Below are 18582 nucleotides of genomic sequence, written 5' to 3'. Positions count from 1 at the left end.
AAAATTACACTTTTGCGTTATTGCCAGCGTCGGCGAGATAGCGTCGCTCAAAGGTATCCGTCGGCACGGCGCGGCCAAACAGGAAGCCCTGACCGCTCTCCACACCCGCCGCAGCCAGCCACTCGCGCTGGGCTTCGGCCTCAATACCTTCGGCAGTCACGTGCAGGTTCAGGCTGTGCGCCATCTGGATAATGGCCTGCACCAGGCTGCAATCCTCCGGCAGCCCTTTCACAAAGGTTTTGTCGATTTTCAGGACGTCCACCGGCAGGGTTTTCATGTGCTGGAGCTGACGCAGGCCGGAATACCCCATACCAAAATCGTCCAGCGCAATGCGGATCCCGGCATTACGCAGCGGTTTCAGAATGGCGACAGCGTCGTCAGGATTGTCAATACAACGGCTCTCGGTGACTTCCAGGATCAACGTGTGGGGCTGGATGCGGTAGCGATGGATCAACTCGAGCATATCCGGCACCATAGTCGGGTGCATCAGCTGTAGCGCAGAAAGATTCACCGACAGCGGCAGCGTGATGCCCCGTTGTTGCCAGGCCGCAAGCTGGCGGCACGACTCTTCCAGCACCCAGTATCCGACGGTGACCATCAGTCCGCAGGACTCGATACGTTCGATCATCCCCTCAGGCAGCTCCCACGTGCCGTCCGGCTGCTGCATGCGCAGCAACGCTTCGGCGCTGGTCACTTCACCCGTGCGCAAATCCACCTGCGGCTGTAGCCAGAGCGCAAACTGGCGATTGTCCATCGCCGTCAGAATGTCGCTCTCTTCCGTCAGGCGCTGCTGGGCTTTTTCCATTTGCTCCGGATCAAAGAACTGGATCTGGTTTTTGCCTTTTCGGCGCGCGGTAAACGCTGCTGAGAAAGCCCGACGGTATAACTGCTCGGCGGTCAGACCACCGTAGTACATTGCGATACCAATGCTGGCACTTGGGCGAAGCTGGATACCCTGAATGGGTAGCCGCTCATTTATGACAGTGAGTACTTGCTGACCTAGCGTAATAGCGTGCCACGGCTCTTTTACACCGTGCGCAATCACCACCAGGTCATAGCCGCTGACCTGGGTAAGTACCATGCGCGGCGCCAGCACAGATTTGATTTTTTCCACCAGCGTCAGTAATAGCATCTCGCGCTGGCTCTCTTTCAGCACGCCCGTCGTGTCCTGCAAGGTCTCGCAGGCAATCACCATCAGCGCGGTGGTCTGCTGGCGAGCGACGGTCTGCTCCAGCAGGGCCATTAAAAACGCTTTGTTTGGCAGGTCGGAAACCGGGAAACGGGTGGCGTTATTACTGACCTCTTCCTGCTGACGCAGGACACGCTGCTGGTTGATATTGTAACTGCGGACCAGCATGCCGATTTCATCGTCGTGATGCAGACGCGGCAAGGGAAGCTGATGCCCCATATGCTCCTGCGGAGAGAGGTCATTCAGCTCCCGGGCTATGCGGCGCAACGGATGCACAATTAACCGGTTGATGCACCACGTCAGCGCCACGCTCAACATTAAGGTCAAAAGTAAGTAAGTAGTCACTAACGTAGCAACCCAACTCATGACGAATTTATACATGCGGTACGAGTCCGCCTGTAGTACCAGATAGGCCAGCGGCTGCGGGTTAGCCGGTCTTTCCAGGGAATAGAGAGGCAGGGAAATCTGCACCGGCAGTTCAAACAGGCGCATCACCATCATCGGGACGGGACGCTCCGGAATAAAGCTCATCCGCAGCGCCTGGAACTGGTTCGGCAGCACGACGTCGGCGCGGCTCACGATACCGGCGGGCTGAATGCGCTTCAGGATGGATTCCGCCTCGGGGATATCCCCTTTCAGGATCGAGGCCGACAGGGGTTCCCGCACCGAGCGGGCAATACTTTCCAGTTGCGAAGCCGTGTTATAGCGATTCTGCTGTACGGAATGAAACAGCAAAATGACGCAGAAGATGAAGACAAACAGCATTGTGACGGCAGACACCATCGCCATCTGTTTGATCGTTAAGGAACGGCTGACACGCAAAATGACTCTCCACAAAACTCGAAGCGCAGGGCGCACCAGGGCGTAAACCTGGTGCGCCCGAGTATACCCGATAGCTGCACTTTTAAGAGAGACTTACAATTAGATTAAGCAAAAATCCGATCACCAGTCTGCATAAGGCACCAGCGGTTCCGGCGGTAAGTCCATATCACCCTGCCAGCCTGCGGCAGAATACCGAACATAGAGCAGCGCATGGCTCGGGGTATAGTCTTTCGCTTCCTGAATATCGACGCCCAGACCGACAAACCAGTTGGACGTCACACGGCGTTCAACAATCGCCCTTGCGGTATAACCCGTCCCTGACGAGCTACTTCCGGTTCCCATCACACCTTTATCGGTATAACGGCCTGGCTCATTGTCCGGGATCAGCCCCTGCAACGGATAACGCATCACATCTTTTGTTTTTGAATGGGACCATGAGACGGAACCGCCCAGTTCCCATGACCAGTTCTCTGTGCGTTTACGCCAGTTCACCGGTAAGGCAAACGACACATACTCCTGGGGACTGTAGTAACCGCCCTGGCCCAGCGAATAGCCACTTAAATCCTTATCGTAATGCCAGAGCATATTGGACACGCCGACCGTCAGACGCTCGTTGTTCTGATTGATAAGCTTGTAGTAATAGCCGGTCATCCAGCGGACCCGCCAGTTATCTTCGACATTCTTCCCGGTGAGGCTGTCGGCACTCAGGCTTGACCAGATCCCGTTAGCTTCGCCTTTGTCGTAGCTCATGCTCACGCCGCCACCGGTAGCACGCACGCCGCCCCAGGTGGTGTCGGTATTGGGATCTTTTTGCCCGGCGAAGGCCAGCACAGAGCTGGAAATCGGACGACGATGGGCGTTCAGGGTGTAGCCAATCGGCCCCAAGTCGTTGCTGTAGCTCAGGCTGCCCACCACATCGACCACGTCGAAGCCCATCGGCGTTGTACCGATGTCCCACGCCCAGGTGTTGTTCTGCCAGCCGACGGCCACGCTGGCGCCGTTGGCCGACTGGTTCGTGCTGCCGTGACATGGCGTTTCGGCGCAGGTACCCCACGTTGGATCGTAGGTTCCATTGTCCGTATCAAAGGAACCGGCGTTCATATTGACCAGATCGCTACGGAAGAACATGCGGCCATCCGATAGCGGCGCATCCACCTGGAGCATAGTGGTGTGCGCTTTCAGGTCGGAATAGCCCCCCGTGCCGCTGGATCCCCAGTAGTCGTGTTGCAGCGTGACGTTCAGATCCTGCTGACGATAAAGATCGCCTGCATCGCTGCGCACGCCGCGCTTCAGCCAGTCATCTTTCTCATCGTTACGCGTAAGACGCGTAAAGCTGTCGTTATCGGTCGGACGGGTCGTCGTGATGCCCGATGAGACCATCGCATCTTTCCAGGTTTCCAGCGCCTGCTGAGGCTGGCCGTTTTGCGCCTGGAAACGGGCGGCATCACGCATCACCAGCGCGCTTTCCATAGAAGTCGGCTGCGATTTTGCCTGAGGAACAATGGCGTTGAAGGTCTTTTCTGCCGCGGCAGGATCACCCAGACCGGCCTGCGCCATGGCGATCCGGCGCTGCATATTGAGGGAGAGCGGTTCGCCGTTTTGTGCCGCGGGCAGTTTCGCCAGCTCAGCGCGAGCGGCGTCCCTGTTGCCCTGAGCAAGATTGACTTCGGTCAGGCCGAGAATTGCGTCTTCGTTCTGCGGTTCCCGTTGCAGGACGGTGTTGTAGGCGGTTTTCGCGGCCTCATGATCGCCACGCTGTTCAGCCCAGTCCGCCAGCGTTAAGTCGATACGAGTGGACGGGGGCTGCTGGCGAAGCAGCGCTTCCGCCTCCTGCTCTTTTCCACCGTCGCGCAGGCGGTTGGCGTTTTCCAGCACCTGGTTACTTTGCAGGCGGTCCGCCAGCGCCTGGATGTTGCCGTTCCACTTGTCGCGCGGCAGCGTGTTCAGATGCGCCAGCGCGGCCCGGTCCCGATCGTTACCGGACAGGTACAGCCCGCTGGCGTAAACCTGATCCGGATCGCCCGGTTTCTGGCTTGCCAGCTGGCGCATCAGGTTATCTGCCTGGCTGCGCTGACCCGCGCTATACAGATCGCGTGACAGTCGGTAGGTGATCCACACGTCGCCCGGGGAAAGCGCAAGGCGTCGGCGCTGAATTTCTGCGGCCTGCGCATAGTTTCCCTGGCTTTCCAGCTGTTCAGCCTGAGCCGAGAGCTGCTCGTTCGTCAGGCTACGTTCAATATCATCAATGCTGCGGCGCTGGCTGGCAGAGAGCGACTGAATAAACTGCGTCGCCTTCTCCGGAGACTGCGCGCGATAAATATTGGCAAGACCGCGTACCGCGTTGCTGTTGCCGCTGTCCATCCGCAATGCCTGGCGATAATAGCGTTCAGCCGCGTCGTTATCTTTCCGCGCCGCCGCCGCGTCACCCAGCCCCAGGACCGCGTAGCTGTCCGTATTGTCAATGTTGCGCGCCTGCTGATAATAGCGTTCCGCCTGGGCTGTCTTGTTGGCTTTCAGGGCGTTATCACCCTGCTGGATCAGCAGCCAGTATCGGTTAACCTTCAGCAGGCTGTCCCATTTGCCCCGGTTGTCGCTCTGCGGATCGAGGGCGATCGCCTTTTCAAACTGCGCAACCGCGCGGGCGCGATCGCCTTTCTGCGAATAGGCCTGCCCCAGCGCGCCTACGGCTTCACTGTCGGCGTGGTTGGCGCTGACTGCTTTCTGCAACTCCGTTACCGCTTTACTGCCCTGCCCGGCATCCACTGCGGCTAACCCTTCGGCTTTGGCGCGAAACGCCGGATCGGCGAGCTGTTTTTGCTGCGCTTCAAGCTGGGCGCGCGCCGCCGTCACGTTATCGCCATCGCTGAACACGCTCAGGTATTGTTGCAGCGCGGTAACGCTGGCGCTACTGGCCGGCTGATCTTTGATCTGCTGGTACCACATGTCCGACGCCTGACTGCGGCCATTGTTCGATTTGGCCATCTCCTGTAACACCGCAAACCCTTCATCACGCCGTCCGCTCTGGAACAGAAGCTGCGCCAGCGAAGCCTGTAGCGGGGCGTTGCCCGGACTGCTGGCGTTGATTTTCTTCAGCTGATTAATGGCCAGATTGCGGCGGGCAGGCTCTTTCGCCACCACGTTCCAGTACTCCGTCGCGATGTCGCCGCTGGGCGGATTACCGTCAAACAGTTTGTCATACGCGGCAATAGCTTCCTGCGTGTGCCCGGTGGTGGCGAGCAGACGAGCCTGCTGGAGGGCCTGGCGACCATCCGGCGTGGAGAGCAGCATGGTCGTACGGGAGGACTGGTACGCACTGGAATCGGGTGCTATTCCTTTCAGGCGATCCAGCTCTTTTTGCGCGCCCGCCGTATCCCCCTGTCGTAACAGGTAGCGGAAGCGAGCGGCAATCACGTCCGGGTTGTTGGGGTCGATCAGCTCAAGGCGATAGAGCGACTGGCGCACCAAATCCTCACGCTGGGTGGATTCCCCCAGACGAACCTGTTCCAGCAGCTGTCTCTGCTGCGGGGAGTTGGCGGCCTGGGCCAGGGGCATGAGCGCCAGGCCAAGCGATAAGGCGAGTAAATTTAGTGTGAACGTGCGCATTCCTGGCCCCAATCCGGTAGTAATTCACCTTGCGCGGTGAAACGAAAACGATGCTGATCCCACCCTTGTCCAAAGAGGGTCAGAACGTAGCTGTAATAAGCATTGTTATCGGGAAAACGATCGGCGACACGCTGGCGTTGCACCGCCTGCGCGTCCCGTTCTTGTAAAAATGGAAGCAGGGAGGCAGAAAACCCTACCGGCCCATCTCCGGTACGTTTCCCGGTCGCTACGTCCACTTTTTCCGGCGGTAAGCCTTGTTTGATTGTGGTGGTCGCCATGGGCTTGAAACGCGCCAGTAGCCGGGCTTTTTGCGGATCGTTATCGTTCATCATCCCTACCCACAGATAGACGCGAATCGCATCGTAACTGCCGATCAGGGTCGTATCCTGCTTCAACTGCCAGCCGCCCTTTTTCTGGTATTTCACCCAGTTCGGGGAAAATCCTTTTGGCGCGGTCTCCAGCAGCAGACGCAGGTTGGTTTCACGGAGCGTTGTCCACGGTGCGCCGAAACGGGTGAAATAGCTCGCAAGCTGCGGCGGCAGGTAGCTGGGGTTGAAGCGCCAGACACTCTCTTCGGCAAAACCGACTTTACCCGGCAGCAGCATAGAACCCAGCCCCGGCACCTTCACCACTTCCTCACTGGCAATGCGCGTCAACAGCGCCTTACCCGTGCGCGTGTAATCGGGATTTTTCCACAGCCGCCCGGCTTCCAGCAGCGACCAGGCTATCCAGATATCGGCATCGGACGCGGAGTTAGGGTCGATAACCGCCCAGGTGTTGTCGTCCTTTTTTCCCCATAGCCACGCCGGGAGATGTTGGGCTAAATCCCCCTCGGCAAGGTTATCGCGCGTCCATGTCAGCAGCAGATCAAACGTCTTGCGATCGTTTGCTGCCAGGGCAAAGAACAGTCCGTAGCTTTGCCCTTCGGAGGTGGTGATTTTGCGCGCGTCACTGGGATCAATGACGCGCCCACTTTCGCTCATATAATCCTGCTTGAACGTCTCCCAGGCAGGCCAGCGACAGGCGGCATGCAGATTCGCCGCCGCCAGCATCAACGCTGCGACTACACACCCGCGAAAGATTTTCATCACGGCTTACTCATGGTCCGGGTTAAGACGACGACGGCTGATGATTCGCAGCAGACGCCACAATACCCACGCCAGCAATACAACGCTGAGCGCAGCCAGCACGGCCAGCAGCACCGGGTGGTTAGAGAGGGCGTACCACAGGCGTTCGAACCACGGCAGATGACCGACGTAGTAGACATCCCCCACGCGCAGGCTGTTTACCCCCGACTCACGGATCACCGAGACGGAACCGAACATTGCCGCCCGTTTACCGCTGTCGTTCATGGCCGTGTTGAGCAGCTCATAGCCGCGCGGGCTGTCCGCCAGCAGGGCGATCACGCTGCGCTGGTCGTTATACGGAGACTGGAAACCGACAATCGCAGCCATCGGACCCGTTGAGCTTACGGTCGTCCTGATATTGGCCTGACGATCGCCGCTGTCCGGCATGATGCTTGGGAACTCGGTCTGACGCAGCGGCGTGTTGACCCATGAATGAGCCGCCTGCACCAGCAGATCGACGCGCTTCTCGTCTTTCAGCTTGTCCGGAATGTTGCCGATGACCATGATATCGGCATCTTTGTTCTGGATCTGGCTACCGTCATCCGTCACCGTCACGTTGATAGCCGGTAAGCCGGTTTGCGCCCCGACGGTGCCCATGGTGTCCAGCAGCGTGGCAACCTGGCCTTCGTTGGCCGCTTTTGGCATCACGACAATCGATTCAGAGAGATCAGCCATGCGGCTGAACGGGAAACTGGCGTTAGCAAACGCACGCAGATCCGGCATCGCGATAAAGTGGTAATACTTCGAGAAGTCGATTGTGGAATCATCACCAATCACCACGTGGTTTTGCACCGGCTGGAAGGTAATACAGTTTTCCACCGATCCACCCGGCATCGGGTTCATGTACTGGAAGTTAAACCGCAGCTGGTTCACCGCACCGAGCTTCAGCGCCGGGATCGACACATCGGTTTTGCCATCCAGCAGCCCCTGCAATACAGGCAGACGAAGCATCAACCGGTTTGTCTCCTGGCTGCTGGTCAGGCTGAAGGATTGCAGGAACTGGTTGTTGAGGCTGATATCCATGCGCGAGCTGTCTTTGGTTACCGGCGCGGTGTAACGGTAGTTCAGGTTGATATCAATACCGTTGGTGCGCAGCAGATAGAGATCCGGCGGTAGGTTCAGCGACAGGCTGACAGGAGAAGGTTCAAGCCCGGTTGACTGCAATTGCTCTTCATAGGTTTTCAGCTCGCCGAAGGTAATCGCGCGGTCGGTGCGGACCCAGTTCGGCGCATCATAAGGCTTACGTGCCAGCAGCGGTTTCACCTCATCCACCACGACGCTATTACCGCGGAACAGGATATTGCCCTGCGCAATGCCTTTTGCCGCCTGCACCAGATCTTTATCATCACGCCCGAAGATCACCAGCAGCTTCACGTACGGATTGTCGGGATGGCTGATCATCTCGATGGTGGGCGCTTTCACCTCTGGATGGTCCCGCAGGAATGCCGGGCGTTTGGCGTTGGTGGCAAACACAATCGCGTTTTTGTCCGGCATTTTGTCGTACATAACCGGGAAACTCTGGCCACGCCAGCCGGAGCGGGAACCAAACCAGGATGCCACGATAGAGGCCGCCAGCTGTTCGGTCACATCAGGAGAGCCCGCAAACACCATTGGCAGGTTCAGTGGACGGTTATCACGCGGGTCGAAGAACGGCACCGGGAAGGCGGAGAGATCGTTTTTCAACGCCAGCGGCTGATAGGTCATCTGAAGCGAAGAGTTACGACCAACATCCAGCCACAGGGTGCTGCTGGCCGGGTTTTCACAGACATCGCGGTAATGGCCGACAAATTCCAGACGCACGCGGTTAAAGTCGGTGATAAACAGCGGGTTAATCGGCACCTGAGCCAGGGTTTTCTTGCCCAGTTGCTCTTTGGTGACGGGCAGGACGTCCATCAGCTCATCATTCAGATAGACCTTAAGCTGGGATTGCACCGGCAGCAGCGACGGCGATGGCGTGTATTCCAGGTTGAGCATCGCTTTCGACACGACTTCATCGCTACGCATACCGAATTCGACACCGCCATTTGGGTTGATGCCGCGCAGAACCATGCTGCCCGGAGGAGGCGCGATCTGGGCGAACGTCAGCTTAACGTCACGCGACGGCGTATTTTCCGCAACCACCGGTGCACTGGCTCCCGGCACGCCAGGCATAACCTGCCCAACCACCGGGTTGTCGGCGGGCAGCGTATTCCCCGTCGTCGGCTGATTCGGGACGACGTTTTCCGTCTGCCCCGGCGCCGCCGTCACTACCGGATCGGTCGCTTGCGCGACGACAGGCACCGTTGGCGCGGGTGTGGTCGCTGCGTTATCAGGCGCCGCGTTAGCCACTGTTGCAGGGAGCGCACTCATCCCCATTGCCACTGCACATAACCAGGAAAGTTTTGTTTTCATCGCGTTATCATCATTGTTGAGCCATAACCGGGTCCGCCTGCTTCGCTTCATCTCGCTCAGGTCGACGCGGAATGAACGACACGACCCAGGAAACCAGTGAAGTAAGTGACCGGAAAATTAATTTCACCGACGACGGGGCAAATTCTGCAAGGTGACGATAGCCACGGAACCCCAGCTTAAGAATATCCAGCAGGCTTTCCAGAGGCTTATCCTCAGGGAAGCTGTCCTGCCAGAGAGCCCACGTATCCGCGCGGGCAAACGTACACTGCACAAAATCAATATGTTGCTTTTTAGTCAGCGGCATCAGTTGCAGACCCACTTCATTTCCTCTCACACGTACCACCTGAGTCGGGAAGACATACTCCTGCTGGCCGCGCTTAAGCAATAGGTTGACCTTCTGCCCCTCAAGCACCTTCGCCTGACCGTTGATCTTGATACCCAGACCGCCATCCGAAAAGTCATGTACGGTACAGGAGAAGAGATGTCCATCGTCGCGGGCAATGGCCGCTGGCATGCTGATTTCGACGCGATGCGCGCGGCGAACCTGTTTACTCTCCACTGATACCGCCACCGCGCCACCGAGGATAATCAGGTTATAAAACACCCACGCCATACTCACGAAGACCGTCAGAATTTCGTTTTCCGGACCGTAGAAGTAGCGCCAGACCCCAACAATCACGCCTACAATATTCAGCAGCACCAGGAAGATATAGGGCCGGGAGATCACCCAGTCGACATACTCCTCTTCCACCAGCCCGCCCTTCGCGGTGACGTTGAATTTCCCTTTATGCGGGTTAATCAGCGCCACCATGGTTGGCGGCGCGATATACCAGGCCAGCACCGTTTCGTAGATTTCACTCCAGAACGAATGGCGATATTTCCCCTGAATCTTCGAGTTCGTCAGGCTGGCGTGGATCATGTGCGGCAGAACGAACAGGGCAATCATCAGCGCAGGCGCATAGATGATGTAAGCGTGAAGAAGCAGGAACGCCAGCGGCGCAGTGAGGAAGATAAGCCGTGGAATACCCGACAGGAAGTGGAACATGGCGTTGACGTAGCACAGCCGTTGCGCCAGTTTCAGTCCTTTACCCATCAGCGGGTTATCGAGGCGGAAAATTTGCACCATGCCGCGCGCCCAGCGAATACGCTGGCCGATATGCGCCGACAGGGATTCCGTGGCCAGCCCCGCCGCCTGAGGAATGCGCATGTAGGCGGAGGTATAGCCAAGACGGTGCAGACGCAGCGAAGTGTGCGCATCTTCCGTGACCGTCTCGACGGCGATCCCGCCAATTTCATCCAGCGGTTTACGGCGGATCACCGCACAGGAGCCGCAGAAGAACGTTGCGTCCCACATGTCGTTCCCGTCCTGCACCAGACCATAGAACAGTGTGCCCTCGTTCGGGGTTTTACGAAAACGACCGAGGTTACGTTCAAACGGATCCGGCGAGAAGAAGTGGTGCGGCGTCTGCATCATCGCCAGCTCTTTCTCCTTCAGGAACCAGCCCATGGTCATTTGCAGGAACGAGCGCGTTGGCACGTGGTCGCAGTCGAAAATAGAGACGAACTCCCCTTTGGCATATTTCAGCGCATTGTTGATGTTACCGGCCTTAGCGTGTTCATGCGTGGTACGGGCGATGTACTCGACCCCTACTTCGTCCGCGAACTGGCGGAACTCGGCGCGGCCACCGTCATCAAGGATCCAGATTTTGATTTTATCCTTCGGCCAGTCGATACCCAGCGCGGCGTAAATGGTGTTTTTCACCACCGACAGGTCTTCGTTGTAGGTCGGCACGAAGAGGTCCACCGTTGGCCACTGGGTCGTGTCTTTTGGCAGCGGCACCGGCTGTCGATTCAGCGGCCAGATAACCTGGAAGTAACCCAGCACCAGCACGATCCAGGCGTAGGTCTCAGCAAACAGCAGCACTAACCCACACACCAGGCTGACCGGATCGTCCCAGTTCAGCGTTGAGGTATATCGCCACCAGATGTAGCGGCAGGAAACGGTCAGCGACAGCACGATCAGCATCAGGGCAGAAAAACGCCCCGGAATGCGCCGCACCAGCAGCGCCACGCCCCACAGCAGGATCAGGAAGGTAAACTGTGCCAGCGGGTTGAAGGGCTGGGTAATACAGACCAGCGCCAGTATGAGCGAGAACACCACCACCACGCCGAGAATAAAACGCCGTAAGCCCGGGTGAAGGTGCCCGAGCTCTTTGTGATTATCTAAATGACCTGTTCTATCGCCAACCCGGTCGGGTAGCCGGTTAAGCCACTGGTGATAGTGTTCACGTAAGTTCTGCACGCGATCGAAGCTGCGCCAGCGGGACGTTTTTTTCTCCGCACCCGTTGAGGTCGCCAGAAGCCAGATGGACTGTATAGCGTAGCGCGCGGGATCGAGCGGACGCGGCTTGTCAGGGTTGATATGCGGATAGAGTTCACCGTGGCGCGCACGAATACGTTGCCAGCGTGGATGTTCGAGGGGGATGAACATCCACGCCAGAATCATCCAGAAGCAGCCCAGCGCAGCGCTCAGCGATGAGGCGCCATGATGACGGTAATGGCGGTAGCGTTCACTTAAGCGCGAACTGACCGGCGGGATGAGCAACCAGTTGGTCAGGCGGCTCATACTGAACTCCCGGCAGGCTCCGGCCGTTTAGCAAAGTGCAGCAGACACCAGTTGGCCAGCGTCAGGATCTCTTCTGCCGCCAGTGAATCACTACGGTACTCCCCAAGCGGTTGTTTGGAAGCGAGGCACTCCGCCATCGCTTCGTCACGATGAATAACCATTGGCAACAGGCGGCGCTGACTCTGGAGCCAGACCTGGTACAGATCGTCCTGGATCTGGCTGCCAATGCGCAGATCGTTAATCAGAATATGGGCATTGGCAGGCATTGCCTGTTGATGCAGACGGATATGACAATTCGCATCTACGTTCGCAATGGAGAGCACATGGTCGCACTGCGACAGAAGCTGGCGGGTCAGCGACGCGGCGCCGTGCGGCAGGTCCAGCAGGATCCACTGATAGTGTCCGCTCTCTTTCAGACTCTGCAAAGCGGTGGTGAAGCGAGAGAACAGGCGCTGAAACGCAGCTTCATTCCCGCGTTCGGTTTCCGTCATCTGACCAAAGGGAAGCAAATCGAGCTGGGAGGTATAGCGCAAACCCGCATCCCGCCAGTCTTTATCGTCCAGAAGCGCGCGCCCCCAGCCGTTTTCATGCGTAAAGTCGACATTGAATGACATGCGCAGCAAATTATCGGAGCAGGCATCAATAACCAGTACTGATTCACCTAAAACCTGTAATGACCACGCCAGCGCCGCGGTTACGGAAGTTGTACCCACTCCACCACGGACGCCCTGTAATCCTAGTACGGCCATCAATGGCTTCCTTATTGTTGTTGGGCAAACTCAGCTAATAACGGCCAACGTTTAATAGCCGCAGCCAACTGTTCCCGCTGGGAAATATCGGTGTAATCTATTTCAGGCAATGAAAAAGCCTGCGTGAGCGCCAGAAAATCGTTTTGGAATGTGTAACCCAGGCTTGGGTCGACTGGAGTTGCGGGTTCGTTATTTTGCATTCTTATTTCATCCCTTTGAGTAAAATCATAAGATTCAGATGCAGCGAGGCGTCCTGCCCACGAAATTTCATTTACATGCTAAATCTGATGTTCTTTAATTTCAATGTTAGGTTTATTTCTACGCTTTCGCTAGTAAACTGAGAGACATAGAAATTCGACGAAAAGAGGGACACCGTGGACTCCATATTTTCTATTGGCATCCAGTCATTATGGGACGAATTGCGCCACATGCCAGTCGGAGGAGTCTGGTGGGTTAATACGGATCGTAATGAAGATGCCATCAGTCTGGTAAACCAGACGATAGCGGCGCAGGGTAAGGATTACCGCGTGGCCGTCATTACGATGGGCGATGAGCCAAAGTCAATCATCAGGCTCGAAACTGACCGTGGACCCCAGACAGTACGATTATTTTCCATGCCAGCGGAGGCCGACAGTTTATACTTTTTGCCCCGCGATATTCAGTGCTCTATTGTTCCTGAACACTATTTACTGATTCTTAAATGTTCTCAAAACGGTCTACAAAATATCCCGTCTGAAAAACTGCTGAAATGGCTGGGAAGAATCAGCAGATGGGCAAAAAATCAAAATTGCACCTTATTGGTTGTTAACCCGGGCAGTAATAACGACAAACTTTTTTCACTTTTAATGAGTGAATACCGTTCCCTCTATGGCCTGGCCAGTATTCGTGTCCAGACTGACAGCCATCTTTACGACGTGGCTTTCTGGTGCAATGAAAAAGGGGTGAGCTCCCGACAGCAGCTTACCCTCAAAAATGTCGGGGACGAGTGGCATCTTGCTCAACAGGAAGAGACGGTGGTTCAGCCACGCAGTGATGAAAAGCGCGTTCTGAGTCATATTGCGGTACTGGAAGGTGCGCCTGCACTGTCTGAGCACTGGTCACTATTCGAAACCAACGAGGCCTTATTTGATGAGGCGCGCACCACGCAGGCGGCGACCATTATCTTCTCGTTGATCCAGAATAACCAAATCGAAACGCTGGCACGGCACATTCACACATTACGTCGCCAGCGCGGCAGCGCGTTAAAAATCGTGGTACGTGAAAATAATACCAGCCTGCGCGCCACCGATGAGCGCTTATTACTGGGCTGCGGCGCGAATATGGTCATTCCCTGGAATGCTCCCCTGTCGCGCTGTCTGACGCTGATCGAAAGCATTCAGGGCCAGCAGTTTAATCGATATGTTCCGGAAGATATCAGCACCCTGCTTTCAATGACGCAGCCGATGAAACTGCGCGGCTACCAGAAATGGGACACCTTCTGCGATGCGGTGGGCAACATGATGAGCAATACGCTTTTACCGGCAGACGGAAAAGGGGTGATGGTTGCCCTGCGTCCTGTGCCGGGCATTCGCGTTGAGCAGGCGCTCACCTTGTGCCGCCCTAATCGTATCGGGGATATCATGACCATTGGCGATAATCGCCTGGTGCTGTTCCTCTCCTTCTGTCGGGTGAACGATCTGGATACCGCCCTGAACCATATCTTCCCGCTGCCTACCGGGGATATTTTCTCGAACCGCATGGTCTGGTTTGAAGATAATTTGATCAGCGCTGAGCTTGTCCAGATGCGAGCCCTGGCACCTGAAAAATGGGCCAAACCGTTGCCTGTAACAAGTGGTGCCAAACCGGTTCTGAACGCGAAACATGACGGGCATGTATGGCGTCGGGTTCCTGAGCCGCTACGCTTAATGGATGAGAACAAGGAGAGCGTTCCATTATGAATATCAGCGATATCATCCAACTGGTTGTTCTGTGCGCGCTGATTTTTTTGCCGCTTGGCTACTATGCACGCCATTCCCTGCGCCGTATTCGCGATACGATCAGATTACTGTTCGTCAAACCTCGCTATATTAAACCCGCCGGAACACTGACTCGCGCTTCAAACGTCAAGGCAAACCGAAAACATGACTAATTCTACCTATACCTCTTCAGCGCCATCGCCACTCTGGCAATACTGGCGCGGTCTGTCCGGCTGGAATTTCTACTTTCTGGTGAAGTTTGGTCTGCTGTGGGCAGGCTATCTTAATTTCCACCCGCTGCTTAATCTGGTGTTTATGGCATTCCTCCTGATGCCAATCCCGAACCTCAGGCTGCACCGTATACGTCACTGGATTGCTATCCCTATCGGTTTCGCCCTGTTCTGGCATGATACCTGGCTACCCGGCCCCGAAAGCATTATGAGCCAGGGCTCCCAGGTCGCAGGTTTCAGTGCGGACTATATGCTCGATCTGGTTGAGCGCTTTATTAACTGGCAGATGATTGGCGCGGTATTTGTCCTGCTGGTTGCCTGGCTGTTCCTGTCTCAGTGGATCCGGGTGACGGTGTTTGTCGTCGCGATTATGATCTGGCTAAACGTACTGACGCTGACGGGCCCGAGCTTCTCGCTGTGGCCAGCCGGTCAGCCGACGACAACCGTAACCACCACGGGCGGTTCCGCCGCCGCTACCGTCGCGACAGCAGGGGATACGCCTGTGGTTGGGGATATTCCAGCGCAGACGGCACCGCCGACATCTACGAACCTGAACGCGTGGCTCTCCAGTTTTTACGCTGCGGAAGATAAGCGTCAGACGAAATTCCCGGACGCGCTGCCTGCCGATGCTCAGCCGTTTGAGTTGCTGGTCATTAACATCTGTTCTCTGTCCTGGGCTGACGTTGACGCGGCTGGTTTGATGTCGCACCCGCTGTGGTCGCATTTCGATATTCAGTTCAAAGACTTCAACTCGGCCACGTCGTACAGCGGCCCAGCGGCTATCCGCCTGCTGCGCGCAAGCTGTGGGCAGCCTTCGCATAAGAATCTCTACCAGCCGGCAGCTAACCAGTGTTACCTGTTTGATAACCTGGCAAAACTGGGCTTTACCCAACACCTGATGATGGGCCATAACGGTCAGTTCGGTAACTTCCTGAAAGAAGTGCGTGAACAGGGTGGCATGCAGGCCCCGCTGATGGACCAGAAAGGGCTGCCAGTGACGTTACTGGGCTTCGATGGCTCGCCGGTCTATGACGATACCGCCGTACTTAAGCGCTGGTTCGACACCGTCGGTAAAGAGGAAGGGACGCGTAGCGCGACGTTCTATAATACGCTGCCGCTTCACGACGGGAACCATTATCCCGGCGTAAGTAAAACGGCCGATTATAAGGCCCGTGCGCAGAAGTTCTTCGACGAGCTGAACGCGTTCTTCAACGAGCTGGAAAAATCAGGCCGTAAAGTGATGGTGGTGGTGGTTCCGGAACATGGTGGAGCGCTGAAAGGCGACAGGATGCAGGTGTCTGGTCTGCGCGATATCCCAAGCCCGTCCATCACAAACGTTCCGGCCGGGATTAAGTTCTTTGGCATGAAGGCACCGCATCAGGGCGCGCCAGTTGAGATCACCCAGCCAAGCAGCTATCTGGCCATCTCGGAACTGGTTGCTCGCGCTGTAGACGGTAAGCTGTTTGTGGAAGATAGCGTGAACTGGGATCAGCTCACCAGCGGGCTGCCGCAGACGGCGGAGGTATCGGAAAACGCCAATGCGGTGGTGATCCAGTATCAGAATAAGCCTTATGTCCGGCTGAATGCCGGGGATTGGGTGCCGTATCCGCAGTGACCTGCTACACCCTCTCCCCTGTGGGGAGAGGGTTACTCTGCACTTCGTAATGAAATTTCACCGCCCACCCAGGGCTTAATCACGCCATCCTGTTCAAGCAGCAACGCGCCCTGCGCGTCAATGCCGCGTGATGTGCCGTAAATCTCTTTATCCCCAATCAGCAGCTTCACCGGTCGGTTAATAAAGTTATCCAGCTTTTCCCAGCGGGACAGGAATGGCGCTAACCCCTCTTGTTCAAAGAGCGTCAGCGAACTACGCAACTCATTGATCATGCGGACGGCAAGCGTATTGCGATCGATGGTGATCCCCGCTTCCTGCAGGTTGGTCCAGGCCTGATTCACGACATCGTTCTGCACGTTTCGCATCACCATGTTCAGCCCCGCCCCAATGACGATCTGTGCGGCATCGCCTGTTTTTCCTGTCAGTTCGACCAGGATCCCCGCCAGCTTTCGATCGTTGAGATACAGATCGTTGGGCCATTTTACCCGCACCTGATCGGCACCCAGATCGTGCAGCACCTCTGCCATCACAATGCCGATGACCAGGCTCAGCCCGATGGCCGCAGCTGGCCCCTGTTCAAGCCGCCAGTACATGGAAAGGTAGAGGTTGGCACCAAATGGCGAAAACCACTTACGCCCCCGGCGGCCACGTCCTGCCTGTTGGTACTCGGCAACGCAGGCATCACCGGATTTTAGCTCGCTCAGGCGATCCAGCAGATACTGGTTCGTCGAATCAATGACCGGCAATACCGCGACGTTACCGTGTCCAATCTGGCTGCGGATGATCTCTTCATTCAGTAACTGGATTGGTTCCGGCAGGCTGTAGCCTTTTCCCGGCACCGTAAACACATCCACGCCCCAGTCGCGGAGCGTTTGAATATGTTTATTGATGGCAGCGCGGCTCATGCCCAGCTGTTCGCCCAGCTGCTCGCCAGAATGAAACTCGCCATCAGCAAGAATACCGATGAGAGTTAACGGAATAGTATTGTCCTTCACGCAATGGTCTCCACGGCATTCACTTCGCCCGTTCGGCCAATAAAGCGAACTTCAGGCTCCAGCCAGACGTTAAATTTTTCGCCCACACGCTGGCGAACATGATGCGCCAGGTTGACGACATCCTCACTTGTCGCGTTGGACTGATTGATCAGCACCAGTGCCTGCTGACGATGAACAGCAGCGCCACCGAGCGTAGTACCTTTTAATTCACATTGATCGATAAGCCAGCCTGCGGCCAGCTTCACGCTGCCATCCGCCTGAGGATAATGCGGGGCCGTTGGCCAGCCAGCGAGAAACGCTTTCGCATTTTCGCTGCCGATCACCGGATTTTTGAAGAAACTGCCCGCATTTCCGTTAACTTTCGGGTCCGGTAGCTTGGTCATTCGCATGTGGCAAACGGAATCAAAAACCTCACGCGGTGTGACGGTAGCCGGATCGAGACGGGCCAGATCGCCGTAAGTCAGAACGGGTTTCCATGCTTTCGGCAGACGCAGGCCAACGGCCACAATGACAAAACGATCCTGATAGTCGTGCTTGAAAATGCTGTCGCGATAGCCAAAGCGGCACTGCTCTGCGGTCAAACGCTTCGCCGTTCCGGTCGCGAGTTCGATGCAGTCGACATATTCGCAGACGTGTTTCAGTTCAATGCCGTAGGCACCGATGTTTTGAATAGGAGATGATCCTGCACAGCCCGGGATGAGGGCCAGGTTTTCCAGTCCGGGCATCCCTTTTTCAAGGGTATATTGCACCAGATGGTGCCAGTTTTCGCCAGCACCCACGTGTAAATGCCAGCTGTCAGCGCTCTCTTTACGCTCAATCCCCATGATGCGATTAACGATTACCGTCCCCGCAAAATCATCGAGAAACAGGACATTACTTCCTTCGCCCAGAATAAGTACGGGTTCACCGTTTTCTGTTGCGTTTTGCCAGGCATTCAGCAACTGCTGAGCACTGTCGGCACGTACAATTTGATTAGCATTCCGTTGAATACCAAAGGTATTCCAGGGCTTAAGGGAGTGATTCATAGACGCTATCCTGATGCAAAAACCGGGATAGTTTACCGTATATACGAAGGGATGGGTGATTAGTTTATGGAAAGGAAGCAGGTGCAGAAACGCAAAAAGGCCATCCTTGCGGATGGCCTCTTCACTTGTTTGATGCCTGGCAGTTCCCTACTCTCACATGGGGAGACCCCACACTACCATCGGCGCTACGGCGTTTCACTTCTGAGTTCGGCATGGGGTCAGGTGGGACCACCGCGCTAAAGCCGCCAGGCAAAT

At 56.4% G+C, this 18582-nt stretch carries 12 protein-coding genes and 1 rRNA gene; 3 read left to right on the top strand and 10 right to left on the bottom strand.

Features of this window, described 5'->3' with window-relative positions:
- Positions 1 to 4 precede the first annotated feature (4 nt).
- From hmsP to bcsR, 7 genes are all read right to left on the bottom strand, one after another.
- A complete protein-coding gene (gene hmsP / locus ACOTXC_RS14500; protein WP_023307153.1) occupies positions 5 to 2011 on the bottom strand; it encodes a biofilm formation regulator HmsP in 2007 nt (668 codons plus the stop codon).
- Between the two features lie 120 nt (positions 2012 to 2131).
- The gene (bcsC, locus tag ACOTXC_RS14495; protein WP_421767794.1) at positions 2132 to 5614 is read right to left on the bottom strand and encodes a cellulose synthase complex outer membrane protein BcsC; all 3483 of its coding nucleotides are present in this window, start codon (positions 5612 to 5614) and stop codon (positions 2132 to 2134) included.
- Positions 5596 to 6702, bottom strand: coding sequence for a cellulose synthase complex periplasmic endoglucanase BcsZ (gene bcsZ / locus ACOTXC_RS14490; protein ID WP_045622444.1), 1107 nt, complete (start codon positions 6700 to 6702; stop codon positions 5596 to 5598). The genes bcsC and bcsZ overlap by 19 nt, the downstream gene beginning before the upstream one ends.
- 6 nt (positions 6703 to 6708) lie before the next feature.
- Positions 6709 to 9132 carry a cellulose biosynthesis cyclic di-GMP-binding regulatory protein BcsB gene (gene bcsB, locus ACOTXC_RS14485; protein ID WP_421767793.1) on the bottom strand — a complete coding sequence of 808 codons (2424 nt, stop codon included), beginning with the start codon at positions 9130 to 9132 and terminating at the stop codon, positions 6709 to 6711.
- A 10-nt stretch (positions 9133 to 9142) separates the two neighbouring features.
- Positions 9143 to 11758 carry a UDP-forming cellulose synthase catalytic subunit gene (gene bcsA / locus ACOTXC_RS14480; protein WP_023298842.1) on the bottom strand — a complete coding sequence of 872 codons (2616 nt, stop codon included), beginning with the start codon at positions 11756 to 11758 and terminating at the stop codon, positions 9143 to 9145.
- Positions 11755 to 12507: a cellulose biosynthesis protein BcsQ gene (gene bcsQ, locus ACOTXC_RS14475; RefSeq protein ID WP_023298843.1), complete on the bottom strand. Its 753-nt coding sequence runs from the start codon at positions 12505 to 12507 to the stop codon at positions 11755 to 11757. Before bcsQ ends, bcsA begins: the two co-directional genes overlap by 4 nt.
- Positions 12508 to 12518: 11 nt before the next feature.
- The gene (gene bcsR, locus ACOTXC_RS14470) at positions 12519 to 12707 is read right to left on the bottom strand and encodes a cellulose biosynthesis protein BcsR (protein WP_022649731.1); all 189 of its coding nucleotides are present in this window, start codon (positions 12705 to 12707) and stop codon (positions 12519 to 12521) included.
- 174 nt (positions 12708 to 12881) lie between these two features.
- Here bcsR and bcsE point away from each other — a divergent pair, with 174 nt between their 5' ends.
- From bcsE to bcsG, 3 genes are read left to right on the top strand one after another with little or no spacing between them, the layout of a single operon-like run.
- The gene (gene bcsE, locus ACOTXC_RS14465) at positions 12882 to 14444 is read left to right on the top strand and encodes a cellulose biosynthesis c-di-GMP-binding protein BcsE (RefSeq protein ID WP_022649732.1); all 1563 of its coding nucleotides are present in this window, start codon (positions 12882 to 12884) and stop codon (positions 14442 to 14444) included.
- On the top strand, positions 14441 to 14635 hold the full coding sequence (gene bcsF / locus ACOTXC_RS14460; RefSeq protein ID WP_022649733.1) for a cellulose biosynthesis protein BcsF: 195 nt from the start codon (positions 14441 to 14443) through the stop codon (positions 14633 to 14635). Before bcsE ends, bcsF begins: the two co-directional genes overlap by 4 nt.
- Positions 14628 to 16307, top strand: a complete 1680-nt coding sequence (gene bcsG / locus ACOTXC_RS14455) for a cellulose biosynthesis protein BcsG (RefSeq protein WP_165716348.1) — start codon at positions 14628 to 14630, stop codon at positions 16305 to 16307. The genes bcsF and bcsG overlap by 8 nt, the downstream gene beginning before the upstream one ends.
- A gap of 32 nt (positions 16308 to 16339) precedes the next feature.
- Here bcsG and birA read toward each other — a convergent pair whose 3' ends face one another.
- The 3 genes from birA to rrf all read right to left on the bottom strand — a co-directional run bounded on the left by birA (position 16340) and on the right by rrf (position 18577).
- On the bottom strand, positions 16340 to 17302 hold the full coding sequence (gene birA, locus ACOTXC_RS14450; RefSeq protein ID WP_003861169.1) for a bifunctional biotin--[acetyl-CoA-carboxylase] ligase/biotin operon repressor BirA: 963 nt from the start codon (positions 17300 to 17302) through the stop codon (positions 16340 to 16342).
- Positions 17299 to 18327: a UDP-N-acetylmuramate dehydrogenase gene (gene murB / locus ACOTXC_RS14445; protein ID WP_063138096.1), complete on the bottom strand. Its 1029-nt coding sequence runs from the start codon at positions 18325 to 18327 to the stop codon at positions 17299 to 17301. Before murB ends, birA begins: the two co-directional genes overlap by 4 nt.
- A 134-nt stretch (positions 18328 to 18461) precedes the next feature.
- Positions 18462 to 18577: ribosomal RNA gene (gene rrf, locus ACOTXC_RS14440) — 5S ribosomal RNA — on the bottom strand.
- Positions 18578 to 18582 lie beyond the last annotated feature (5 nt).

Source organism: Enterobacter cloacae complex sp. IR5428 (assembly GCF_049238585.1).
Taxonomy (GTDB): domain Bacteria; phylum Pseudomonadota; class Gammaproteobacteria; order Enterobacterales; family Enterobacteriaceae; genus Enterobacter; species Enterobacter intestinihominis.
The sequence above is the reverse complement of the archived record's forward strand: the minus strand, read 5'-3'. Positions and strand labels throughout refer to the sequence as shown.